Here is a 19874-nt window from a genome sequence, read left to right as displayed (position 1 = left end):
TCGTTCAGTTTCCCGTCGTCTCGCCCTTGTCGTGACCCAGCTTGGCGAGGCTCGCCTTGGCCGCCGCGGCCACGCGCTCCGCCGTCAGCCCGAATTGCTCGTACAGCGTCTTATACGGTGCCGACGCGCCGAAGTGTTCAAGGCTGACGACCTCACCCTTCTCGCCGACGAACTCTCGCCAGCCGAGAGCGACGCCCGCCTCGACCGCGACCCGGGCCTTGATCGCTGACGGCAGAACAGTCTGCCGATACGCAATGTCCTGCCCGTTGAACCACTCGACACACGGCATCGAGACGACCCGCGTCGGGATGCCCTGCGCTTCGAGCAGTTCGCGGCCGTTGACGGCCAGCTCCAGCTCGCTGCCCGTGCCGATGAGGATCACCTGCGGCTGCCCGTCGGACGCCTCGTGCAGGATGTAGCCGCCCTTGGCCACGCCCTCGGCGCTGGTGCCCTCGAAGATCGGCAGGTTCTGCCGGGTCAGGGCGAGCGCGGCGGGCCGGTCGACGTGCTGGAGCACGCTCTGCCAGGCGTAGGCCGTCTCGTTGGCGTCGCCGGGGCGCACCACGTCGAGTCCGGGGATCGCGCGCAGCGCCCACAGGTGCTCGATCGGCTGGTGGGTCGGTCCGTCCTCGCCCAGCCCGATGGAGTCGTGCGTCCACACGTAGGTGACCGGCAGCTTCATCAGCGCCGCCAGGCGCACCGAGGGGCGCATGTAGTCGGAGAAGACCAGGAAGGTGCCGCCGTACGGCCGGGTGCCGCCGTGCAGGGCGATGCCGTTGAGAATGGCGCCCATGCCGTGCTCGCGGATGCCGAAGTGCAGCGTGCGGCCGTAGCGGTTACCGGGGAAGTCCTTGGTCTGGTATTCCTCCGGGATGAAGGACGGCTCGCCCTTCATCGTGGTGAGGTTGGAGTCGGCCAGGTCGGCCGAGCCGCCCCACAGCTCGGGCAGCACCGGCGCGAGCGCGGTGAGCACATCGCCGGACGCCTTGCGGGTGGACACCGAGCCGCCCTTGTCGAACGTGGGCAGCGCCCCGGTCCAGCCGGCGGGCAGTTCGTGGTGGGAGATCCGGTCCAGCTCGGCGGCGCGCTCGGGGTTGGCCGCGCGCCAGGCCTCATAGCCCTTCTGCCAGGCGGCGTGCGCCTCGTGGCCCCTGTGCGCCACCTCGCGCGCGTGCTTTAGCACGTCGGCGGGCACGTCGAAGCTCTTCTCGGTGTCCATGCCGAGGACCCGCTTGGTGGCGGCCACCTCGTCGGCGCCGAGGGCGGAGCCGTGGATCTTGCCGGTGTTCTGCTTGTTCGGGGCGGGCCAGCCGATGATCGTGCGCAGGCGGATGAACGACGGCCGGTCGGTCTCGGCGCGCGCCGACTCCAGCGCCGCGTGCAGCGCCTGGACGTCCTCGACGTAGTCGCCGGTCTCGGTCCAGTCGACGCTGAGGGTGTGCCAGCCGTAGGCCTCGTAGCGCTTGACCACGTCCTCGGACTTCGCGATCAGCGTGTCGTCCTCGATGGAGATGTGGTTGTCGTCGTAGATGACGATGAGGTTGCCCAGCTTCTGGTGGCCGGCGATCGCGCTGACCTCGTGGCTGATGCCCTCTTCGATGTCACCGTCGCTGACCATGCACCAGATGTGGTGGTCGAACGGCGAGGTGCCCACCTCGGCGTCGGGGTCGAACAGGCCGCGCTCGCGGCGGGCCGCCATGGCCATGCCGACGGCGTTGCCCAGGCCCTGGCCGAGCGGGCCCGTGGTGGTCTCCACACCGGCCGTGTGCCCGTGCTCGGGGTGGCCGGGGGTCAGGCTGTCCCACTGGCGCAAGCGCTTCAGGTCGTCCAGGTCGAGCCCGTAGCCGGACAGGAACAGCTGGATGTACAGGGTCAGGCTGGAGTGTCCGCACGACAGGACGAAACGGTCACGCCCGATCCACGTGGGATCCGTGGGGTCGTGGCGCATCGCGCGCTGGAACAGCAGGTAGGCGGCGGGAGCCAGGCTCATGGCGGTGCCCGGGTGACCCGAACCCGCCTGTTCGACTGCGTCCATGGCCAGGGCTCGAACGACGTCGACCGCTTGCTTGTCTAGGTCTGTCCATTCGAGGGCTGGCACGAGTTCGGTGCTCAAGTGCTCGGTCTCCGGAATCTAGTTGTCTTGTGGTGGTACCGGTTGGCATATCCCGCCCACACCGGACCCTAACTGAGTGGAGTCGGCGATAGATTCCCTCCTCCACCCCGTGCGTGTCCCCCCATTGGCCGGACCGGGCGACCCTGCTACTACAGTTTGGTTGTTCTCGTTGTCACAGGGACGCCTGGCGTCCGTCCATGAGATTCCGCTCCAATCAGAGGTTACGCGTTGACTCCGCACGTGCTGGAAGCGCCTTGACGGTGCTGACGAACAGGCAGACGACGGCCCCCGCTCCCGCGGCCGAGCCGCCGAGGACGATCGGCATGCTCGTCAAGGCCTACATCGCTCTCACCAAGCCGCGGATCATCGAGCTCCTGCTGATCACGACGCTCCCCGTGATGTTCCTGGCGGCCGGCGGGCTGCCGCCGCTGTGGACGTCGGTGTCGGTCATGGTGTTCGGCACCCTGTCGGCGGGCAGCGCCAACGCGCTCAACTGCTACGTGGACCGCGACATCGACCAGAAGATGCGCCGCACCAGGCGGCGCCCGCTGGCCAGGCACCAGGTCTCGCCGACCGGCGCGCTCGTCTTCGGCATCGTGCTCGGCGTGCTGTCCCTGGTCGGCCTCTGGCTGACCACCAACTGGCTGGCCGCCATGCTCTCCACCGGCGCCATCCTGTTCTACGTCATCGTCTACTCGATGATCCTCAAGCGGCGCACCGCCCAGAACATCGTCTGGGGCGGCATCGCGGGCTGCATGCCGGTGATGATCGGCTGGGCGGGCATCACCGGGCGGCTCGACTGGGCGCCGCTGGTGCTGTTCGGGGTGGTGTTCTTCTGGACGCCGCCGCACACCTGGACGCTGGCCATGCGCTACAAGGAGGACTACGCGGCGGCCGAGGTGCCGATGCTGCCCGTGGTGGCCACCGAGCGCCGGGTGATCCTGGAGTCGATCGCCTACACCTGGGCCACCGTGCTCTGCTCGCTGGCCCTGTGGCCAGTGGCGGGCACCACGCTGTTCTACCCGATCGCGGCCGGCGTCCTGGGCGCCATGTGCCTGTGGGAGGTGCACCGTCTGCTGGCCCGGCTCAACTCCGGCAAGAGCGGTGTCGACCTGCGGCCGATGCGCTTCTTCCACTGGTCCAACGCCTATCTGGCGCTGCTGTTCCTCGCCGTGGCGATCGACCCGCTGCTGAGCTGAGCAGGCCACCTCACCTGGGCGGGACAGCGTCATTTTGATCGGTTACAGTCACCGTATGGCGTCCCGTGATCCACGCTGGGTGTTGAAGGACCGCCCGTCGTTCGCGTTGATCATCGGGCTGATCGTGACCGGCCTGTGCGCGCTCGTCTCCTTCGCTTTCGACGTGTTCAACGGCGCGCCGGTGCAGTTCTTCATCTCGCTCCTGCTCGCGCTGGCGCCGGTGCCGCTGCTGCTGGCCGCCGTGCTCGCGCTCGACCGCATGGAGCCGGAGCCGCGCAGCAACCTCATCTTCGCCTTCGCCTGGGGGGCGGGGGTGGCGGTGCTGGTCGCGGGCCTGATCAACTCGCTCAACCTGCACTACATCATCGACACGGCCAACCTGAGCGCGGCCAACGCGCGCAACGTCGCCGCCACGTTCGGGGCGCCGGTGGTCGAGGAGTCGATGAAGGGGCTGGTGCTGCTCGGGCTGCTCAGGTTCCGCCGGGCCGAGTTCGACGGGCCGACCGACGGTGTCATCTACGCCAGCATGGTCGGCCTCGGCTTCGCGATGAGCGAGAACGTCAGCTACTACGTCGCCGCGCTCAACTCCGACCAGGGCGGCATGGGGCTGGCCGTCACCGTGGTGCTGCGCGGTGTGCTGTCGCCGTTCGCGCACCCGCTGTTCACCTCGATGATCGGCGTCGCGGTCGCCTACGCCGCCCAGCGCAACGGGTCCGACCGGGTGTTCATCATCATGGCCGGCTGGGTCGGGGCGATGCTCCTGCACGGGCTTTGGAACGGTCTCACGTCCTACGGCGGCTTCCCCGGCCTGGTCATCGCCTACCTGGTGCTGCTGGTCGTGCTGGTGGTGCTCATCGCGCTGGTGCTCAGGGACCGGCGGCGCATCGTGGCGCTGATCCAGCGCTACCTGCCGCCGTACGAGCCGACCAAGCTGGTCAACCGGGCCGACATCTACATGCTGTCCGCCCTGTCGCGGCGCCGGCAGGCCAGGCAGTGGGCCAAGGTCCACGGCGGCAAGCGGGGGCTGCGCGCGATGCGCGACTACCAGCTCGCCGCGACCGAGCTGGGCCTGCTGCACGAGCGGGCCGCCAAGCGGATGGTCGACGAGCAGACCTTCCACGAGGAGCAGCGCGCCCTGCTCGAATGCATGAGCGCCGCCAGGGCCGGCTTCCCGATGACGCCCGCCCACTTCAGGGCCGCGGCGCGGGGCACCCCGCCACCGGGCTACGCGCCCGGCGCCCCCGGCTGAGCCAGGATCGCGCGCAGCGACGTCTCGCGCGGACCGGGATAGACCGGCTCGGAGTGCAGCAGCAGCGCGTCGGCGAACGCCTTGCCGGTGGCGAACAGCTCACGGGTGGCCGAGGCGTAGGTGGTCACGGCCCACTGCCTGGCGGAGTCGTCGCCCACGCCGAAGGTCGTCAGCCCCGCCGTACGGCAGAGCGTGACCGCTCTCGGCAGGTGGAACACCTGCGTGACCACGGTCAGCCGCTCGGCGCCGAAGACCTGGCGGGCCCGCACGCACGAGTCCCAGGTGTCGAACCCGGCGTAGTCGAGCACCATCACCGCGTCGGGCACGCCTCTGGCCCGCAGGTAGTCGCGCATGGCCGTCGGCTCGTCGTACTCCTTGCGGCTGTTGTCGCCCGACAGCAGCAGCGCCCTGACCTTGCCCGCCCGATAGAGCTCGGCCGCGATGTCCAGCCGCCGGGCCAGAAAGGGGGAGGGGTGGCCGCTGAACAGGCCCGCGCCCAGCACGAGCGCCACCTGCGAGGCCGGCACCCGGGCCAGCCAGCCGCCGGTGTCGGCCACCACGCGGCTGTCCGAGCTGTCGAGCCACGCCCACGTCATCGGCGCCAGGGCGAGCACGCTGAGCAGCACCAGTCCTTGGTACAGCCGGCGCACGGTCTTACGAGCGGGGCGGGCGAAAGCCACTCGAGGACCTCACAGGTAGGGGGAGATGGTCCCTCACACCTTAGACTTTGGCCGGTGTTTCCGTGGGGGAAGCGACGGCCGGGGCTGTCAGCGGATCGCGGGTGCGCAGCGAGGTGACCACTCTGAGCGTGGCGATCCAGACCAGGGTCGAGCCGAGCACGTGCACGCCGACCAGGAAGGCGGGCACCGCCAGGAAATACTGCGTGTAGCCGATCACGCCCTGGGCCAGCTCCACCAGGATCAGCACCAGCGCGGCCCGGCGGGCCGGTCGGGGCGAGTCGGTCACGTGCAGCGCGAACATCAGCGCGAACGACAGCCCGACCACGAGGTAGACGATGTCGGCGTGCAGCCGCGCCACGCTCTCGATGTCGAGGTCGAAGCGGGAGGCCAGCGCGTCGCCGGAATGCGGGCCCGTGCCGGTCACCAGCACCCCGGCCAGCAGCAGCACGACCACCGCCGCGACCAGCACGTGGCCGAGGCGCCGGATGTCGCGGTGCGTCACCCGGCGGACCGGCCCGTCGCCTTCGCCCGAGCGCGCGTAGAGCGCCCAGCAGGCGGCGATCAGCGCGATGGAGACCAGGAAGTGCACGCTGACCGTGAACGGGTTGAGCAGGCTCCTGACCACCAGCCCGCCCCACAGCGCCTGGAAGACGATGCCCGCGGGCTGCAGCAGGGCCAGCCGGAGCAGCGGACGGCGCCGCGGGGCCAGCCGCATCGCCGACACCACGCAGGCGAACCCCACCGCCAGCACCAGGAACGTCAGCAGCCGGTTGCCGAACTCGACGGCCATGGTGACGGGCGAGATCTCCGGATGCGCGATCGGCACGAAGCTGTCGGGCGTGCATCTGGGCCAGGTCGGGCAGCCGAGCCCCGAGCCGGTGACCCGCACCGCCGCGCCCGTCACCGTGATGCCCGCGTTGACCACCACGGCGGCCAGTGCCCAGCCGCGCATCGACTCGGTGGTCGGCGCCCAGAAGGAGAACAGGCGCCGGACCAGAGCGTTGGAGTGGTTCGTGGGTAGTTTCACGTCGTCGAGCTTCACGTCAACGATGGTAAGCGCCTGGTAGTCCGGTCCTCCCATCGGAACCTGTCTTCTCAATGGGCATGGGTATGTGACATATTACAGAGCGGGAGGTGAAATGTCCGATGTGATCGTCGTCGGCGCCGGAGTGGTGGGCGCCGCGTGCGCTTATTACGCCGCCCGGGCCGGACTGGACGTGACCGTGGTGGACCGCGGCCCGGTGGCGGGCGGCACCACGGGCGCGGGCGAGGGCAACGTGCTGGTCTCGGACAAGGAGCCGGGCCCGGAGCTGGACCTGGCGTTGCTGTCCAACCGCCTCTGGGGAGAGCTGGCCGCGCTGGGCGGGTTCGAGTACGAACCCAAGGGCGGACTGGTCGTCGCCGAGACGGACGAGGTCCAGAAGCAGCTCGCCGAGCTGGCCGCGGAGCAGGGCGTCGAGTACGCCGTCGTGCCCGCCGCCGACCTGCGCGGCTACGAACCGCACCTGGCCGAGGGGCTCGCGGGCGGCGTGTACTACCCGCAGGACGCCCAGGTGCAGCCCATGCTGGCGGCCGCGCACCTGCTCAGGCACGGCGCGGAGAGCTACGGCCACGGGACGCTGCACCTGCGCACCGGGGTCACCGTGACCGGATTCACGCGGTCCGGCGACCGGGTGACGGGCGTACGCACCGACCGGGGCGACATCCTCGGCGGCGCGGTGATCAACGCGGCCGGCACCTGGGGCGGCGAGATCGCCCGGCTCGCGGGCGTGGACCTGCCGGTCCTGCCCAGGCGCGGCTTCATCCTGGTCACCGAGCCGCTGCGCGAACCGCTGATCCGGCACAAGGTCTACACCGCCGCCTACGTCACCAACGTGGCCAGCGACTCGGCCGATCTGGAGACCTCGGCCGTCGTCGAGGGCACCCCGGCGGGGACCGTGCTCATCGGGGCGAGCAGGGAGCGGGTCGGGTTCGACCGGACGACCTCGCCCCGGGTGCTGGCGCGGCTGGCGGCCCAGGCCGTCGCCCTGTTCCCGGTGCTCCGGGACGTGCGGGTGATCAGGTCGTACTGCGGTTTCCGGCCGTACTGTCCCGACCACCTGCCGGTGATCGGCGCGGATCCGCGCGTGCCCGGGCTCTATCACGCGTGCGGGCACGAAGGGGCGGGGATCGGTCTCGCGCCCGCGACCGGGCTCCTGCTGTCCCAGCTGCTGACCGGCGCCCGCCCCGACCTCGACCCGCACCCCTTCCGCCCGGACCGCTTCGAGTCCACTCACGCCGGCGAGGAGTCCGAGTGACCTTCCAGATCACGATCGACGGCCGGGCCGTGCCGGTCGAGCCGGGGCAGACGATCGGCGCGGCCCTGCACGCCGCCGGGGTCCGCGCGTGGCGCACCACCCGCTTCGGTGGGCGGCCGCGCGGGCTGTTCTGCGGCATCGGCGTCTGCTTCGACTGCCTGATCACGGTGAACGGCCGCCCACCAGAACGCGCCTGCCTGCTGGAGGCCCGGCCCGGAGACGAGGTGACGACCTCGTGAGCACGTCCGACGACCGCATGAGCGCGGCCTGTGATCTTGTCGTGGTCGGTGGCGGGCCCGCCGGGGTGGCGGGGGCTCTGACGGCGGCGTCGCGCGGCCTGAACGTGGTCCTCGTCGACTCGGGAGCCCGCCTCGGCGGCCAGTACTTCCGTCACCAGGCCGGCGAGGCAGGCGCCGGCACACCGGGTCTGGACCGGTTCCTGCGGCAGGCCCGCGCGCTGGACGAGCGGGCCGAGGTGCTGCTCGGGCACCAGGTGTGGACCGTGACGCGCGACGGCGACCGGCTGACCGTCCACTGCGGAACCCCGGACGGCCGTGCGGTGGAGATCCACTGCCGCGACCTCCTGATCGCCACCGGCGCGCATGACCGGCCGCTGCCGTTCCCCGGCTGGGACCTGCCCGGTGTCCTGACGGCGGGCGGCGCCCAGGCGCTGCTCAAGGGCAACGGCGTCGTCGCCGGCGGCCGGGTGGTCGTCGGCGGCACCGGACCGTTCCTGCTGCCCGTGGCCGCGGGCCTGGCCGCGGCGGGGGCCGAGGTGCTGGGCGTGTTCGAGGCCAACGGCGGCCTGGCCCTGGCCCGGCATCCGCTGCTGGCCCTGGGCAAGGCGGGGGAGGCCGCGGGCTACGGGCTGGCCATGGCCAGGCACCGCGTGCCGTACCGGACGCACCAGGCGGTGATCGCCGCGCACGGCGAGCGCGAGCTGGAGGCGGTCACCGTGGCGCGGCTCGACGGCGACTGGAACGTGCTCGCCACCAGGGAACTGGCCTGCGACACCCTGGCCGTCGGCTACGGCTTCGTCCCCCAGATCGAGCTCGGCGTCGAGCTGGGCTGCCAGACCCGCCAGGACGCGGACGGCATGCCCGTGCTCGCGGTGGACGGCCGCCAGCGCACCACGGTGGACGGCGTCTGGGCGGCGGGCGAGCCGACCGGCGTGGGCGGCAGGCACCTGGCCGAGCTGGAGGGCCGCATCGCGGGCCTGGCCGTCGCCGGAGCGCCGATCCCCGGCGCATTGGCCAGGCGGCGCCGGCGGATGCGCGCGTTCGGGGAGGCGCTGCACCACGCCTATCCGGTCAAGCCGGGCTGGCAGAGCTGGCTGCGCGACGACACGCTGGTGTGCCGGTGCGAGGAGGTGCCGGTCGCCCGCGTACGCGCGGCGCTGGCGCTCGGCGCCACCGACGCGCGCTCCGTCAAGCTGCTGGCCAGGCCTGGCATGGGCTGGTGCCAGGGCCGCGTCTGCGGCTACGCGGTCGCCTGCCTGGCCGGGGAGCAGCCCCGGCCACCTCGCCGCCCCATCGCGCAACCTCTTTCTCTCGGCGCCCTCGCCGACCTCGATACCCACTGATTTTGGAGGAAACTTTAATGACAAATCGCGCTAAGTCCTGGCACGGTGTCATGGTGGCCACGGCGCTCCCGCTGCACGCTGATCTGTCCGTCGACTTCGACGGCTATGCCGACCACTGCCGCTGGCTGGTCGAGAACGGCTGCGACGGCGTGGTCCCCAACGGTTCGCTGGGCGAGTACCAGACGCTCACCCCCGAGGAGCGGGCCCGGGTCGTGGAGACGGCCGTCGAAGCGGTCGGCGGGTACAACGTGATGGCGGGCGCCGCCGCGTACGGCGCGGCGGAGTCGCGGCGCTGGGCCGAGCAGGCGGGCGCGGCCGGCTGCGGCTCGGTGCTGCTGCTGCCGCCGAACGCCTACCGGGCCGACGAGCGGTCCGTGATCGCGCACTACCGTGAGGTGGCCAAGGCCGGAGTGCCGATCGTGGCCTACAACAACCCGCACGACACCAAGGTGGACCTGACGCCCGCGCTGCTCGCGACCCTGCACGGTGAGGGTCTGATCGTGGCCGTGAAGGAGTTCAGCGGCGATCCGCGCCGGCCCTACGAGCTCGCCGAGCTGGCCCCCGGCCTCGACGTGCTGATCGGGTCCGACGACGTGCTGCTGGAGCTGGCGGTGGCCGGAGCCGTCGGCTGGGTCGCCGGCTACCCCAACGCGCTGCCCGCCTCCAGCGTCGCCCTCTACCGGGCAGCGCTGGCCGGTGACCTCGAGACCGCGCTGCCGCTCTACCGCAAGCTCCACCCGCTGCTTCGCTGGGACTCCAAGACGGAGTTCGTGCAGGCCATCAAGCTGTCGATGGACCTCGCCGGCCGTCATGGCGGGCCCTGCCGCCTGCCGCGGGTGCCGCTGACGGAGGAGCAGGCGGCGGCCGTACGCGGGGCGACGGAGAAGGCGCTCGCGGAGGGCCTGCGATGAGGACGAAGCGGGTCTTCCACGCCGTCGACTCGCACACCGAGGGCATGCCCACCCGCGTGATCACCGGCGGCGTGGGCGTGATCCCCGGCGCCAGTATGGCCGAGCGGCGCGTCTACTTCCGCGACCACCTCGACCACATCCGCCGGCTGCTGATGAACGAGCCGCGCGGCCACGCCGCCATGAGCGGCGCCATCCTGCAGCCGCCGACCAGGCCCGACGCCGACTGGGGCGTGCTGTTCATCGAGGTGTCCGGGCTGCTGCCGATGTGCGGCCACGGCACCATCGGCGTGGCGACGGTGCTGGTGGAGACCGGCATGGTGGAGGTCGTCGAGCCGGTCACCACCGTGCGCCTGGAGGTGCCCGCCGGGCTCGTCGAGGTGGACGTGGCCGTCGAGGACGGCATGGCCATGTCGGTGACGCTGCGCAACGTGCCCGCCTACTGCGACAGGCTCGACGCCGTCGTCACCGTGCCGGGCTTCGGCGACATCCGGTACGACCTGGCCTACGGCGGCAACTTCTACGCGATCGTCGACCTCGACGACTACGGCCTGCCCTTCGACCGCAAGGCCAAGAACGAGATCCTCGCCGCCGGACTGGCCACGATGGCGGCCATCGACGCCGCCGACGAGCCCGTGCACCCCGAGGACGAGCGCATCCGCGGCTGCCACCACGTCTACTTCGCCGCGCCGGGCTCCAACGCGCACCACTCGCGGCACGCGATGGCCATCTACCCGGGCTGGTTCGACCGCTCGCCCTGCGGCACCGGCACCAGCGCCCGCATGGCCCAGCTGCACGCCCGCGGCGAGCTGCCGGTGGGTCCGGCCGGCTGGGACTTCGTCAACGAGTCGTTCATCGGCACCCGGTTCGTCGGCCGGCTGCTGGGGGAGACCACCGTCGGCGGGCGGCCCGCGGTCGTGCCCGCCATCACCGGCCGCGCCTGGGTCACCGGCACCGCCCAGTACTTCCTCGACCCGCGCGATCCGTTCCCCGAGGGGTTCGAGCTATGAGCGTCACCACGGTCGACTACCACACCGCGGGCGAGCCGTTCAGGATCGTCACCGGTGGCGCCCCCGACCTCCCGGGCGCCACCGTGCTCGAACGCCGCGCCGCCGCACCCGGCGGACCGGCCGAGCGGGTGCGGCGGCTGCTCTGCCACGAGCCGCGCGGCCACGCCGACATGTACGGCTGCTTCCTGGTCCCGCCCGACGACCCCGGCGCCCACTTCGGCGCGCTGTTCTGGCACAAGGACGGCTACTCCACCGCCTGCGGCCACGGCACGATCGCCCTCGGCGTGCACGCCGTCCGCGAGGGGCTGGTCGAGGCGGACCCCGGCGGCGAGACGGACGTGGTCATCGACGTGCCGTCCGGCCGCGTCACGGCCCGCGTCCGCGGCACGCGCGAGCGCGTCGAGTCGGTCACCTTCGTCAACGTCCCGTCGTACGTCATCGCCCGCGCCGTCCCCGCCGCCGGCGTCAAGGTCGACCTCTCCTACGGCGGCGCCATCTACGCCGCCCTGCCCGTCTCGGCCGTCGGCCTGTCCGTCGAGCCCGCGAACCTGCCCGAGCTCATCGGCCACGCCCGCCGGATCAAGGCCGCCCTGGCGGACCACCCGGCCACGCGGCACCCGGCGGACGACCGGCTGTCCGGCGTCTATGGGGTGATCTTCTACGAGGACGTCGCGGGGGAAGGACTGCGCCAGCGCAACGTGACCGTGTTCGCCGACGGCGAGGTGGACCGGTCGCCGTGCGGCTCCGGCACGGCCGCGCGGCTCGCCCTGCTGTACGACGAGGGCCACCAGGGTCCGCTGATCCACACCGGCATCGCGGGCGGCACGTTCGTCGCCACCGCGGGGAAGGTCACGGACCAGGGCGTCGTCGCCGAGATCGAGGGCATGGCCTACCGCACCGGCCGGCACACCTTCGAGCTCGACCCCGCGGACCCCCTCGGCACCGGGTTCGTGCTCCGGTGAGCCCGCTGCCCTACCTCGACGCCGCCACCATCGAGCGGCTGGTGCCCGTGGCGCGGGCCGTACGGATCCTGGAGGAAGCCCTGCGGGCCGGGCTCGATCCGGAGGAGACGCCGCTGCGGCCGGTCGTCGAGCTGCCCGCCGGGCAGCTCCTGCTGATGCCCGCCGCCGCGGGACGCTACGCGGGCGTGAAGGCCGTCACCGTCGCGCCCGGCAACGCCGCGCGCGGGCTGCCCCGCATCCAGGGCACGTACCTGCTGCTCGACGGCGACACCCTGGCCCCGCTGGCCGCCATGGACGGCGTCGCGCTCACCTCGCTGCGCACCCCGGCGGTCTCCGCGCTGGCCGTCACGCACCTGGCCGAGCCGGACGCCCGCACCCTGGTGGTGTTCGGCACCGGCCCGCAGGCGTGGGGGCACATCCTCGCGCTGAGCGCGGTCCGGCCCGTCGAGCGGGTCACGGTCGTCGGCCGCGACCGCGACCGCGCCGAGGAGCTCGCCGCCCGCTGCCGCGAGCACGGCCTGCCCGCCCTGGCCGGGCACGGCCCGGAGCCCGACCTGCGCGCCGTGGCCGAGGCGGACCTGATCGCCTGCTGCACCACGGCCAGGGAGCCGCTCTTCCCCGGCGAGCTGGTCCGCGACGGCGCCACGGTCGTCGCGGTCGGCTCGCACGAGCCCGACGCCCGTGAGCTGGACGGCGACCTCCTCGCCCGCGCCACCGTCGTGGTCGAGGCCAGGTCGGCGGCGCTGGCCGAGGCGGGCGATGTGGTCATCCCGGTGCGCCAAGGTACGATCACCACCGGTCACCTCGCCGGTAACCTCGCCGACCTGATCGCCGGCCGGGTGCCCACGGGTGCCGGTCCCCGCGTGTTCAAGAGCACCGGGATGGCGTGGGAGGACCTGGTGGTCGCCGCCGCCGCGTACGAGGCGTGGGCCTAGCGGGGCGTTCCCCAGCGGGCGTGTACTGAGAGTGAGGGGATGGCCGGATGACTGCCGAGAACCGGCTCGACCTGCCGATGGTGGGCGAGCGGCAGAGCCTGCGTGAGCAGGTCGCGCACGCGCTCCGCGCGGCGCTGGTCACCGGCGAGATGCGCCCGGGGGTGGTCTACTCCGCGCCGGTGCTGGCCGCGCAGTTCGGCGTCTCCGCGACGCCCGTCCGTGAGGCCATGCTCGACCTGGCCAAGGAGGGGCTGGTCGAGGCGGTGCGCAACAAGGGCTTCCGGGTCACCGAGCTGTCCGACCGCGATCTCGACGAGCTGACCGAGATCCGGGAGCTCATCGAGGTGCCCACCATAACCCGGCTGGCCGACGCCTCGCGCGCCGAGGAGTTCGACCGGCTCAGGCCCGTCGCCGAGGAGATCGTCGCCGCGGCCGAGCGGGGCGACCTGCTCGGCTACGTGGACGCCGACCTGCGCTTCCACGTGGAGCTGCTGACCCTGTCGGGCAACGCCCACCTGGTCGAGGTGGTCAAGGACCTGCGCAACCGGGCCCGGCTCTACGGCCTGTCGCAGCTGCGGGAGCGCGGCACGCTGGCGGAGTCGGCCCGCGAGCACGTCGCGCTGCTCGACGCGCTCAAGGCCGGCGACACCACGGCGGCCCGCACCATCATGTCCGAGCACATCCACCACGTCCGTGACATCTGGGCCGACCCGCACTGATCACGCGCGGGGTCATGACGGGGGGCTATTTCGTGGCGCGGGTGGTCCCCAGGCTGGCGGCCACGATGCAGATGATCGCCGCCCACTGCTGCGTGTGCAGCACCTCGCCCAGCACCACCACGCCGACCAGCGCGGCCATCGCGGGCTCCAGGCTCATCAGGATGCCGAACACGTGCTTCGGCATCCGGCGCAGCGCGTTCAGCTCCAGCGAGTACGGGATCACCGACGACAGCAGTCCCACTCCCAGCCCGATCAGCAGCAACTGCGGCTGGAGCAGGTCGCCGCCGCCCGAGGTGATGCCCACCGGCGCGACCACGACGGCCGACACGATCATCGCGAACGACAGCCCGGTCGTGCCGGGGAAGCGCCGCCCGACCGAGGCCGACAGCAGGATGTAGCCGGCCCAGCACGCGCCGGCCGCCATCGCGAGCCCGATGCCGACCCAGCTGATCGACGCCGACTGGCCCCACGGCGCGAGCAGTGCCACACCCGCCGCCGCCAGGCCGATCCAGAGCAGGTCGAGCCGGCGCCTGGACGCCGCGACCGCCACGCCCAGCGGCCCGAGGAACTCGATCGCCACCGCGATGCCCAGCGGCAGCCGCGCGATCGCCTCGTAGAACACGAGGTTCATGACCGCCAGCGTCACGCCGAAGGCGACCCCGACCCCGAGGTCACGCCACGACATCCCCTTCAGCTTGGGCCTGGCCAGCGCGCCCATGATCAGCGCGCCCGCCCCGATGCGCAGGAACACCACCGCGCTCGGCGGCAGCGCCGCGAACAGCTCCTTGGCGAAACCCGCCCCGAGCTGCACCGAGAAGATCGCCAGCAGCACCAGCCCGGAAGGCGGGATGGAGTCGGCGGCGGCACGCAGCACGCTGCCGGGTTTGGGGAGCCCCGATCCACGGTCGAAAGGATCATCCAGGGCGAACGCGGTCACGGCACTCCTCGGTAGGTCGGCTGGCGGGTAGAACGGTACCGAGGCAGCCCGACATTCCCCTACTAAGGTGGTACTAATCCGCACTTGATCATTGAAACCGACAAATCGACCATGGAGTCATGACCGCGCCCCCCGCCTCCCTCGTCCGTCCCCCGCTCGTGCTGTCCGCGGCCACGTTCATCAGCAGCTTCGACCGGTTCGCCGTGAACCCCATGCTCGTCCTGATCGCCGCCGACCTGGGCGTCCCGCTGGCCGCGGCGGTCGCGGTCGCCAGCGGCTACTACCTCTCCTACGGCCTGACGCAGCCACTGTGGGGCGTGCTGTCCGACCGGTTCGGGCGGGTGCGGGTGATGCGGGTGGCGCTGCTCGGCGCCGCGCTGGCCGGGGTGGCCTCCGCGCTGATGCCGGTGCTGGGCGCGCTGGTGGTGTCGCGGATCGTGGCGGGCGCCTGCTTCGGCGCGGTGATCCCCACCTCGCTCACGTACGTCGGCGACACCGTCGAGCCCGTCGTACGCCAGCGCGCCCTGTCGGACCTGATGGGCGCGGGGGCACTGGGCATCGCCATGGCCACCGGGCTCGGCGGCGTGCTCGCCGACCTGGTCGACTGGCACGTGGCGTTCACCGTGCCCGCGGCCTGCGCGCTGGCCTGCGCGCTCGCGCTGCGCTCACTGCCCGAGCCGCCCCGGGCCGAGGTCGGCGGGCTGGGCAGGCACGTGGGCACCGTGCTGCGCGAGCCGTGGGCGCTGCTGGTGTTCGGGCTGGCCTTCGTGGAGGGCGCGGTGCTGCTCGGCACGATGGCCTTCCTCGCCACCGCCCTGGAGCACGACGGGGTGCGGGCGGCGGTCGCGGGCCTCGCCACCGCCACCTACGGGGTGGGCCTGTGGCTGTTCACCCGGCTGGTCAAACGCCTGTCGCGGACATGGCCGCCGCCCGTGCTCATCGCCGTCGGAGGAGCGCATCTCTGCGCCGGGTACGCGCTGGTGGCGGTACACGTCAGCCTGCCGACCGTCGGCGTCAGCGCGCTGCTGCTGGGCGCCGGATGGTCGTTCATGCACTCCTCGTTGCAGACCTGGATCACCTCCGTCGTGCCCAACGCCAGGGGGACCAGCGTGGCCTTCTTCGCCGCGGCGCTGTTCATCGGGAGCGCGGTGTCGGCGTGGGCGGGCGGACCGGCGGCCCAGGACGGCAGGTACCCGCTGCTGTTCGGCGTCGCGGCGGCCGTGGCGGTGCCGCTCACCGTGGTCGCCGTCATCGGCCGCCGCCGCTACGCTGCGGCCGGCCGCGCCTGACAACTCGCCGCACTCACTCCCAGCGGAACGTACGCGAGGCCAGACCCAGCGACAGCACCGCCCAGGCGGCCAGCACCGCCAGCGCCCCCAGCGGCAGTGCCGCGCCCCCGGCGAGCACGGAACGCAGCCCGCGGGTCAGCGCCGAGATCGGCAGCAACTCCAGGACCGGCCGCACCCCGGCGGGGAACTTGTCCAAGGGGAAGATCACCCCACCCGCGCCCAGCAGCACCAGGTAGACCAGGTTGGCCGCGGCCAGCGTCGCCTCGGCCCGCAGCACGCCCGCCATGAGCAGCCCCAGCCCGCTGAAGGCCGCCGTGCCCAGCAGCACGAGCAGCAGCGCGGCCACCGGCGAACCCTGGGGCCGCCAGCCGAGCGCCAGCGCGACCGCCACGATCACTACGACCTGGACGCCCTCCACCGCGAGCACGGCCGAAGTCTTGGCCAGCAGCAGCCCGGCCCTGGACAGCGGGGTCGCGCCGAGCCGCTTCAGTACGCCGTAGCGGCGCTCGAAGCCCGTCGCGATCGCCTGCCCGGTGAACGCCGTCGACATGATCGCCAGCGCGAGCACGCCCGGCGCGAGGAAGTCGATCCGCCGGCCCCCGCCGATGTCGATCAGCGGGGCCAGGGAGAACCCGACGAGCAGCAGCACCGGGATGATCAACGTCAGCAGCAGCTGCTCGCCGTTGCGCAGCGTCTGGCGCGTCTCGGCCGCCGCCTGCGCCAGCACCATGCGCGCGAACGGCGCCGCCGCCGGGGCGGGAGTGAAGTCGAGCGTGGTCATCGCAGCTCCCTGCCGGTCAGCTCCAGGAAGACGTCTTCGAGCGTACGGCGCTCGATGCTCAGGTCGGCGGCCATGACGCCCTCGGCGGCGCACCAGGTCGTCACGGTCGCCAGCAGCTCCGGGCCCACCTGGCCCTCGATGATGTAGTGGCCCGCCGGCGACTCCTTGGCCGCGCTGCCGCCGGGCAGCGCGTTGAGCAGCTCGTCCAGCGAGAGTCCAGGCCGGGCCCTGAAGCGCAGCTGGCGCTCGGCCCCGGTCAGCGACGCCGGGCTGCCCTCGGCCACCACCCGGCCCCGATCGATGATGACCACCTGGTCGGCCAGGCGTTCGGCCTCGTCCATGTGGTGGGTGGTGAGCACCACCGAGACCCCGGCGGCCCGCAGCTCGCCCACCAGGTCCCAGCAGGCGTGCCTGGCCTGCGGGTCGAGCCCGGCCGTCGGCTCGTCGAGGAAGACCAGCTCCGGCCGGCCGATGACCGCCGCGGCCAGGGAGAGCCGCTGCTGCTGGCCTCCCGACAGGCGGCGGTAAGGGGTGCGGGCATGGTCGGCCAGGCCGAGGCGTACCAGAAGCGCGGGGGCGTCGAGCGGATGGGCGTAGAAGCGCGAGACCAGGCGGAGGAACTCCCCGCAGCGCATCGCGGGCGGCACGCCGCCCGCCTGGAGCATGACGCCCACCCGAGGCCGCAGCTCGGGCCGATCGGGCGGCTGGCCCAGCACCCGCACCGTGCCGGCGTCGGCCTTCCGGAACCCCTCGCAGATCTCGACCGTGGACGTCTTGCCGGCACCGTTGGGCCCGAGCACGGCGGTGACCGCGCCACGCTCGGCGCGCAGCGACAGGCCGTCGACGGCGGTGTTGCCGCCGTAACGCTTGACCAGGTCGATGAGCTCGACGGCTGGGGATTCCATGGCCACGAGTTTAGGGACTGTCCGTGACGGTCCGCCTGGCAACCCACCCGGTCCTCCGCCAGGCCGGGTCGTGGCCGGATATGGACAGCTGTTGACCCGGCCATTTCTCGGAAAGTCCCCACCAGGAGTGAAAGTCTGAGAGTGACGTCCACATCACAGGAGGTTGCCATGTCACAACGCAGTGGCTATGCGCCCGGCGTCCCATGCTGGGTGGATCTGTCGAGCACCGACGTCGAGGCGTCCGTCCGCTTCTACGACGAGGTCTTCGGCTGGCGGGCGGAGATGATCGACGATCCGGCGGCCGGCGGCTACGGCCAGTTCACCTGCGACGGCAGGAAGGTCGCCGGAGTGGGCCCCGTCTTCGGCGAGGGCCTGCCCGCGACCTGGAACACCTACATCACCACCGAAGACGCCGCCGCCACCGCCGACCGGGTCAGGAACGCGGGCGGGACCGTCGTCATGGAGCCCATGCAGGTGTTCGAGGAAGGCGCCATGGCCGTCTTCCAGTCGCCCGACGGGTCGTTCGTCTCGATCTGGGAGGCCGGCCGGCACCAGGGCGCCGAGCTGGTCAACGAGCCGACCTCGTTCTGCTGGAACGAGCTCGTCACCCGTGACGTCGCCGCCGCGGAGCGCTTCTACTCGGCCGTCTTCGGCTGGACCCCCCACCTCCAGGAGATGGAGGGCGTCAAGTACACCGAATGGCACGCCGGGGACGCGAGCATCGCCGGCATGATCGAGATGGCGCCGCAGTACCCGCCGGAGACGCCCTCCCACTGGATGACCTACTTCGCCGTCGCCGACCTCGACGCCACCGTCGGCGCGGCCGAGCGGGCGGGGGCCACGATCCTCGTCAGCGCCATGGACGCGCCTCCTGGACGGTTCGCCATGCTCACCGACCCGCAGGGAGCGGCACTCTCCGTGATCCAACTCCGCGAAATCAGCTAAACATCCCATAATCGGGAATCTGGCCGACCGGATCTTGGTTGAACCCCTCGGCCCTCGTGGGTCACACGCCTGCGAGGGAGAGGGGTTCACGCATGTCCGTGGCAGAAGCCACGCCAGTCATCACGTCACCTGTCGTCAAGGAGAAGCGCCGCGGACTTCTCCTGCTCGTCCTGGGAGCGCTGTCGGCCATCGGCCCGCTCTCGATCGACATGTACCTGCCCGCGCTGCCCGCCATCACCGGCGAACTGCTCAGCACCCCCGCGCAGGTACAGCTCACGCTCACCGCCTGCCTCATCGGCGTCTCCGTCGGCCAGGTGGTCGCCGGACCGGTGAGCGATGTGCGTGGCCGGCGGCTGCCGCTGATGGTGGGCGTGGCCGGGTACGCGCTCGCCTCGCTGCTGTGCGCCTTCGCCCCCTCGGTGCCCGTGCTCATCGTGTTCCGCCTGCTGCAGGGCATCCTCGGCGGCGCGGCCCTGGTCATCGTCCGGGCCGTCGTCCGCGACCTCTACGACGGCGCCGCCATCGCGCGCATCTTCGCCACGCTCATGCTCGTCAGCGGCCTCGCGCCGATCCTGGCTCCGATCATGGGCGCGCAACTGCTCGCCTTCACCTCCTGGCGCGGCGTGTTCGTCGCGCTGAGCATCGCCGGGATCGTGCTGCTCGTGGCCATGCTCGGCGGGGTCCGCGAGACGCTGCCCGTCCACCAGCGGGAGAGCGGCGGCCTCAAGCACACCGTGCGCACCTTCTGGCGGCTGCTGCGCGACCGCTCGTTCATGGGCGGCGCGCTGACCGCCGGGCTGGCCTTCGCCGCCATGTTCGGCTACATCTCCGGCTCGCCGTTCGTGCTGCAGGAGGTGTACCACGCCACCCCGCAGCAGTATTCGCTCATCTTCGGGCTCAACGCGCTCGGCCTGACCCTCATGGCCCAGGTCGGCGGGCGGCTCTCGGGACGGGTGGCGCCGGCCCGCCTGGTGGTCGCCGGCCTGTGCGTGGCTCTGGCCGGGGCGGCGCTGCTGCTGGCCGCCGCCGTACTCGGGCTGGGCCTTCCGGGCATCGTCGCCGCGCTGTTCGTTATCATGTGCGGCCAGGGCCTGGTGCTTCCGGGCACCGGCGCGCTGGCCCTGGCCAGCCAGCCGCAGCAGATCGCGGGCAGTGCCTCGGCGCTGCTCGGCGTGCTCCAGTTCGCGCTGGGCGCCTTGGCCGCGCCGCTGGTCGGCCTGGTGGGCGCGGCCACGGCAGTGCCGATGGCCTCGGTGATGCTCGGGCTCATCGTCTGCTCGGCGGTGACGTTCCTGGTCATCGGCCGAGTTAGGTAAGCCTACCCTGCGTGAGAAATTCCATTCCTCGTCTTCTTGGATCCATT

At 72.1% G+C, this 19874-nt stretch carries 19 protein-coding genes; 13 read left to right on the top strand and 6 right to left on the bottom strand.

Annotation, left to right across the window (positions count from 1 at the left end; all coding sequences use genetic code 11):
• Positions 1-4 precede the first annotated feature (4 nt).
• Positions 5-2035 (bottom strand): transketolase, encoded by a 2031-nt coding sequence (gene tkt / locus KME78_RS10385; RefSeq protein ID WP_246650777.1) that lies wholly within the window; start codon positions 2033-2035, stop codon positions 5-7.
• 332 nt (positions 2036-2367) lie between these two features.
• Between tkt and KME78_RS10380 the strand changes: the two genes are divergently transcribed.
• Positions 2368-3312 (top strand): heme o synthase, encoded by a 945-nt coding sequence (locus tag KME78_RS10380; protein ID WP_246650776.1) that lies wholly within the window; start codon positions 2368-2370, stop codon positions 3310-3312.
• Between the two features lie 55 nt (positions 3313-3367).
• The gene (locus KME78_RS10375; RefSeq protein WP_219528565.1) at positions 3368-4561 is read left to right on the top strand and encodes a PrsW family intramembrane metalloprotease; all 1194 of its coding nucleotides are present in this window, start codon (positions 3368-3370) and stop codon (positions 4559-4561) included.
• On the opposite strand, the gene KME78_RS10370 is transcribed toward KME78_RS10375, so the two are convergent.
• Both KME78_RS10370 and KME78_RS10365 read right to left on the bottom strand, forming a co-directional pair.
• Positions 4537-5241: a SanA/YdcF family protein gene (locus KME78_RS10370; RefSeq protein WP_308126884.1), complete on the bottom strand. Its 705-nt coding sequence runs from the start codon at positions 5239-5241 to the stop codon at positions 4537-4539. The genes KME78_RS10375 and KME78_RS10370 overlap by 25 nt on opposite strands.
• Before the next feature lie 40 nt (positions 5242-5281).
• Positions 5282-6283 (bottom strand): COX15/CtaA family protein, encoded by a 1002-nt coding sequence (locus KME78_RS10365; RefSeq protein WP_308126883.1) that lies wholly within the window; start codon positions 6281-6283, stop codon positions 5282-5284.
• A 97-nt stretch (positions 6284-6380) separates the two neighbouring features.
• Here KME78_RS10365 and KME78_RS10360 point away from each other — a divergent pair, with 97 nt between their 5' ends.
• Genes KME78_RS10360 through KME78_RS10325 form a run of 8 tightly spaced genes read left to right on the top strand, consistent with a single transcriptional unit; the run spans position 6381 to position 13654 of the window.
• Entirely contained in the window at positions 6381-7538 is a 1158-nt protein-coding gene (locus tag KME78_RS10360) for an NAD(P)/FAD-dependent oxidoreductase (RefSeq protein WP_219528563.1), read from the top strand.
• The gene (locus KME78_RS10355) at positions 7535-7777 is read left to right on the top strand and encodes a (2Fe-2S)-binding protein (protein WP_214636266.1); all 243 of its coding nucleotides are present in this window, start codon (positions 7535-7537) and stop codon (positions 7775-7777) included. Before KME78_RS10360 ends, KME78_RS10355 begins: the two co-directional genes overlap by 4 nt.
• Positions 7774-9120, top strand: coding sequence for an FAD/NAD(P)-dependent oxidoreductase (locus tag KME78_RS10350; RefSeq protein ID WP_308126882.1), 1347 nt, complete (start codon positions 7774-7776; stop codon positions 9118-9120). The genes KME78_RS10355 and KME78_RS10350 overlap by 4 nt, the downstream gene beginning before the upstream one ends.
• Positions 9121-9137: 17 nt before the next feature.
• Complete coding sequence (locus KME78_RS10345) at positions 9138-10031, top strand: dihydrodipicolinate synthase family protein (protein ID WP_219528562.1); 894 nt, start codon at positions 9138-9140, stop codon at positions 10029-10031.
• Positions 10028-11038 carry a proline racemase family protein gene (locus tag KME78_RS10340; RefSeq protein WP_219528561.1) on the top strand — a complete coding sequence of 337 codons (1011 nt, stop codon included), beginning with the start codon at positions 10028-10030 and terminating at the stop codon, positions 11036-11038. The genes KME78_RS10345 and KME78_RS10340 overlap by 4 nt, the downstream gene beginning before the upstream one ends.
• Positions 11035-12000 (top strand): proline racemase family protein, encoded by a 966-nt coding sequence (locus tag KME78_RS10335; protein ID WP_219528560.1) that lies wholly within the window; start codon positions 11035-11037, stop codon positions 11998-12000. Before KME78_RS10340 ends, KME78_RS10335 begins: the two co-directional genes overlap by 4 nt.
• Positions 11997-12935, top strand: coding sequence for an ornithine cyclodeaminase family protein (locus tag KME78_RS10330; RefSeq protein ID WP_219528559.1), 939 nt, complete (start codon positions 11997-11999; stop codon positions 12933-12935). Before KME78_RS10335 ends, KME78_RS10330 begins: the two co-directional genes overlap by 4 nt.
• Positions 12936-12982: 47 nt before the next feature.
• Positions 12983-13654, top strand: a complete 672-nt coding sequence (locus KME78_RS10325; protein WP_219528558.1) for a GntR family transcriptional regulator — start codon at positions 12983-12985, stop codon at positions 13652-13654.
• A gap of 25 nt (positions 13655-13679) precedes the next feature.
• On the opposite strand, the gene KME78_RS10320 is transcribed toward KME78_RS10325, so the two are convergent.
• Positions 13680-14591 (bottom strand): EamA family transporter, encoded by a 912-nt coding sequence (locus KME78_RS10320; protein WP_219528557.1) that lies wholly within the window; start codon positions 14589-14591, stop codon positions 13680-13682.
• Positions 14592-14710: 119 nt separating this feature from the next.
• Between KME78_RS10320 and KME78_RS10315 the strand changes: the two genes are divergently transcribed.
• The gene (locus KME78_RS10315) at positions 14711-15880 is read left to right on the top strand and encodes an MFS transporter (RefSeq protein ID WP_219528556.1); all 1170 of its coding nucleotides are present in this window, start codon (positions 14711-14713) and stop codon (positions 15878-15880) included.
• 13 nt (positions 15881-15893) lie between these two features.
• On the opposite strand, the gene KME78_RS10310 is transcribed toward KME78_RS10315, so the two are convergent.
• Both KME78_RS10310 and KME78_RS10305 read right to left on the bottom strand, forming a co-directional pair.
• A complete protein-coding gene (locus KME78_RS10310; protein WP_219528555.1) occupies positions 15894-16661 on the bottom strand; it encodes an ABC transporter permease in 768 nt (255 codons plus the stop codon).
• Positions 16658-17566 (bottom strand): ABC transporter ATP-binding protein, encoded by a 909-nt coding sequence (locus KME78_RS10305; protein ID WP_219528554.1) that lies wholly within the window; start codon positions 17564-17566, stop codon positions 16658-16660. Before KME78_RS10305 ends, KME78_RS10310 begins: the two co-directional genes overlap by 4 nt.
• 168 nt (positions 17567-17734) lie before the next feature.
• On the opposite strand from KME78_RS10305, the gene KME78_RS10300 reads away from it, so the two are divergent.
• Positions 17735-18511, top strand: coding sequence for a VOC family protein (locus KME78_RS10300; RefSeq protein WP_219528553.1), 777 nt, complete (start codon positions 17735-17737; stop codon positions 18509-18511).
• Between the two features lie 92 nt (positions 18512-18603).
• Positions 18604-19827, top strand: coding sequence for a multidrug effflux MFS transporter (locus KME78_RS10295; protein WP_219528552.1), 1224 nt, complete (start codon positions 18604-18606; stop codon positions 19825-19827).
• Positions 19828-19874 lie beyond the last annotated feature (47 nt).

Origin of the sequence: Nonomuraea guangzhouensis (assembly GCF_019396345.1) — a bacterium.
GTDB lineage: Bacteria > Actinomycetota > Actinomycetes > Streptosporangiales > Streptosporangiaceae > Nonomuraea > Nonomuraea guangzhouensis.
This window is presented reverse-complemented; position numbering and strand designations above follow the sequence as displayed.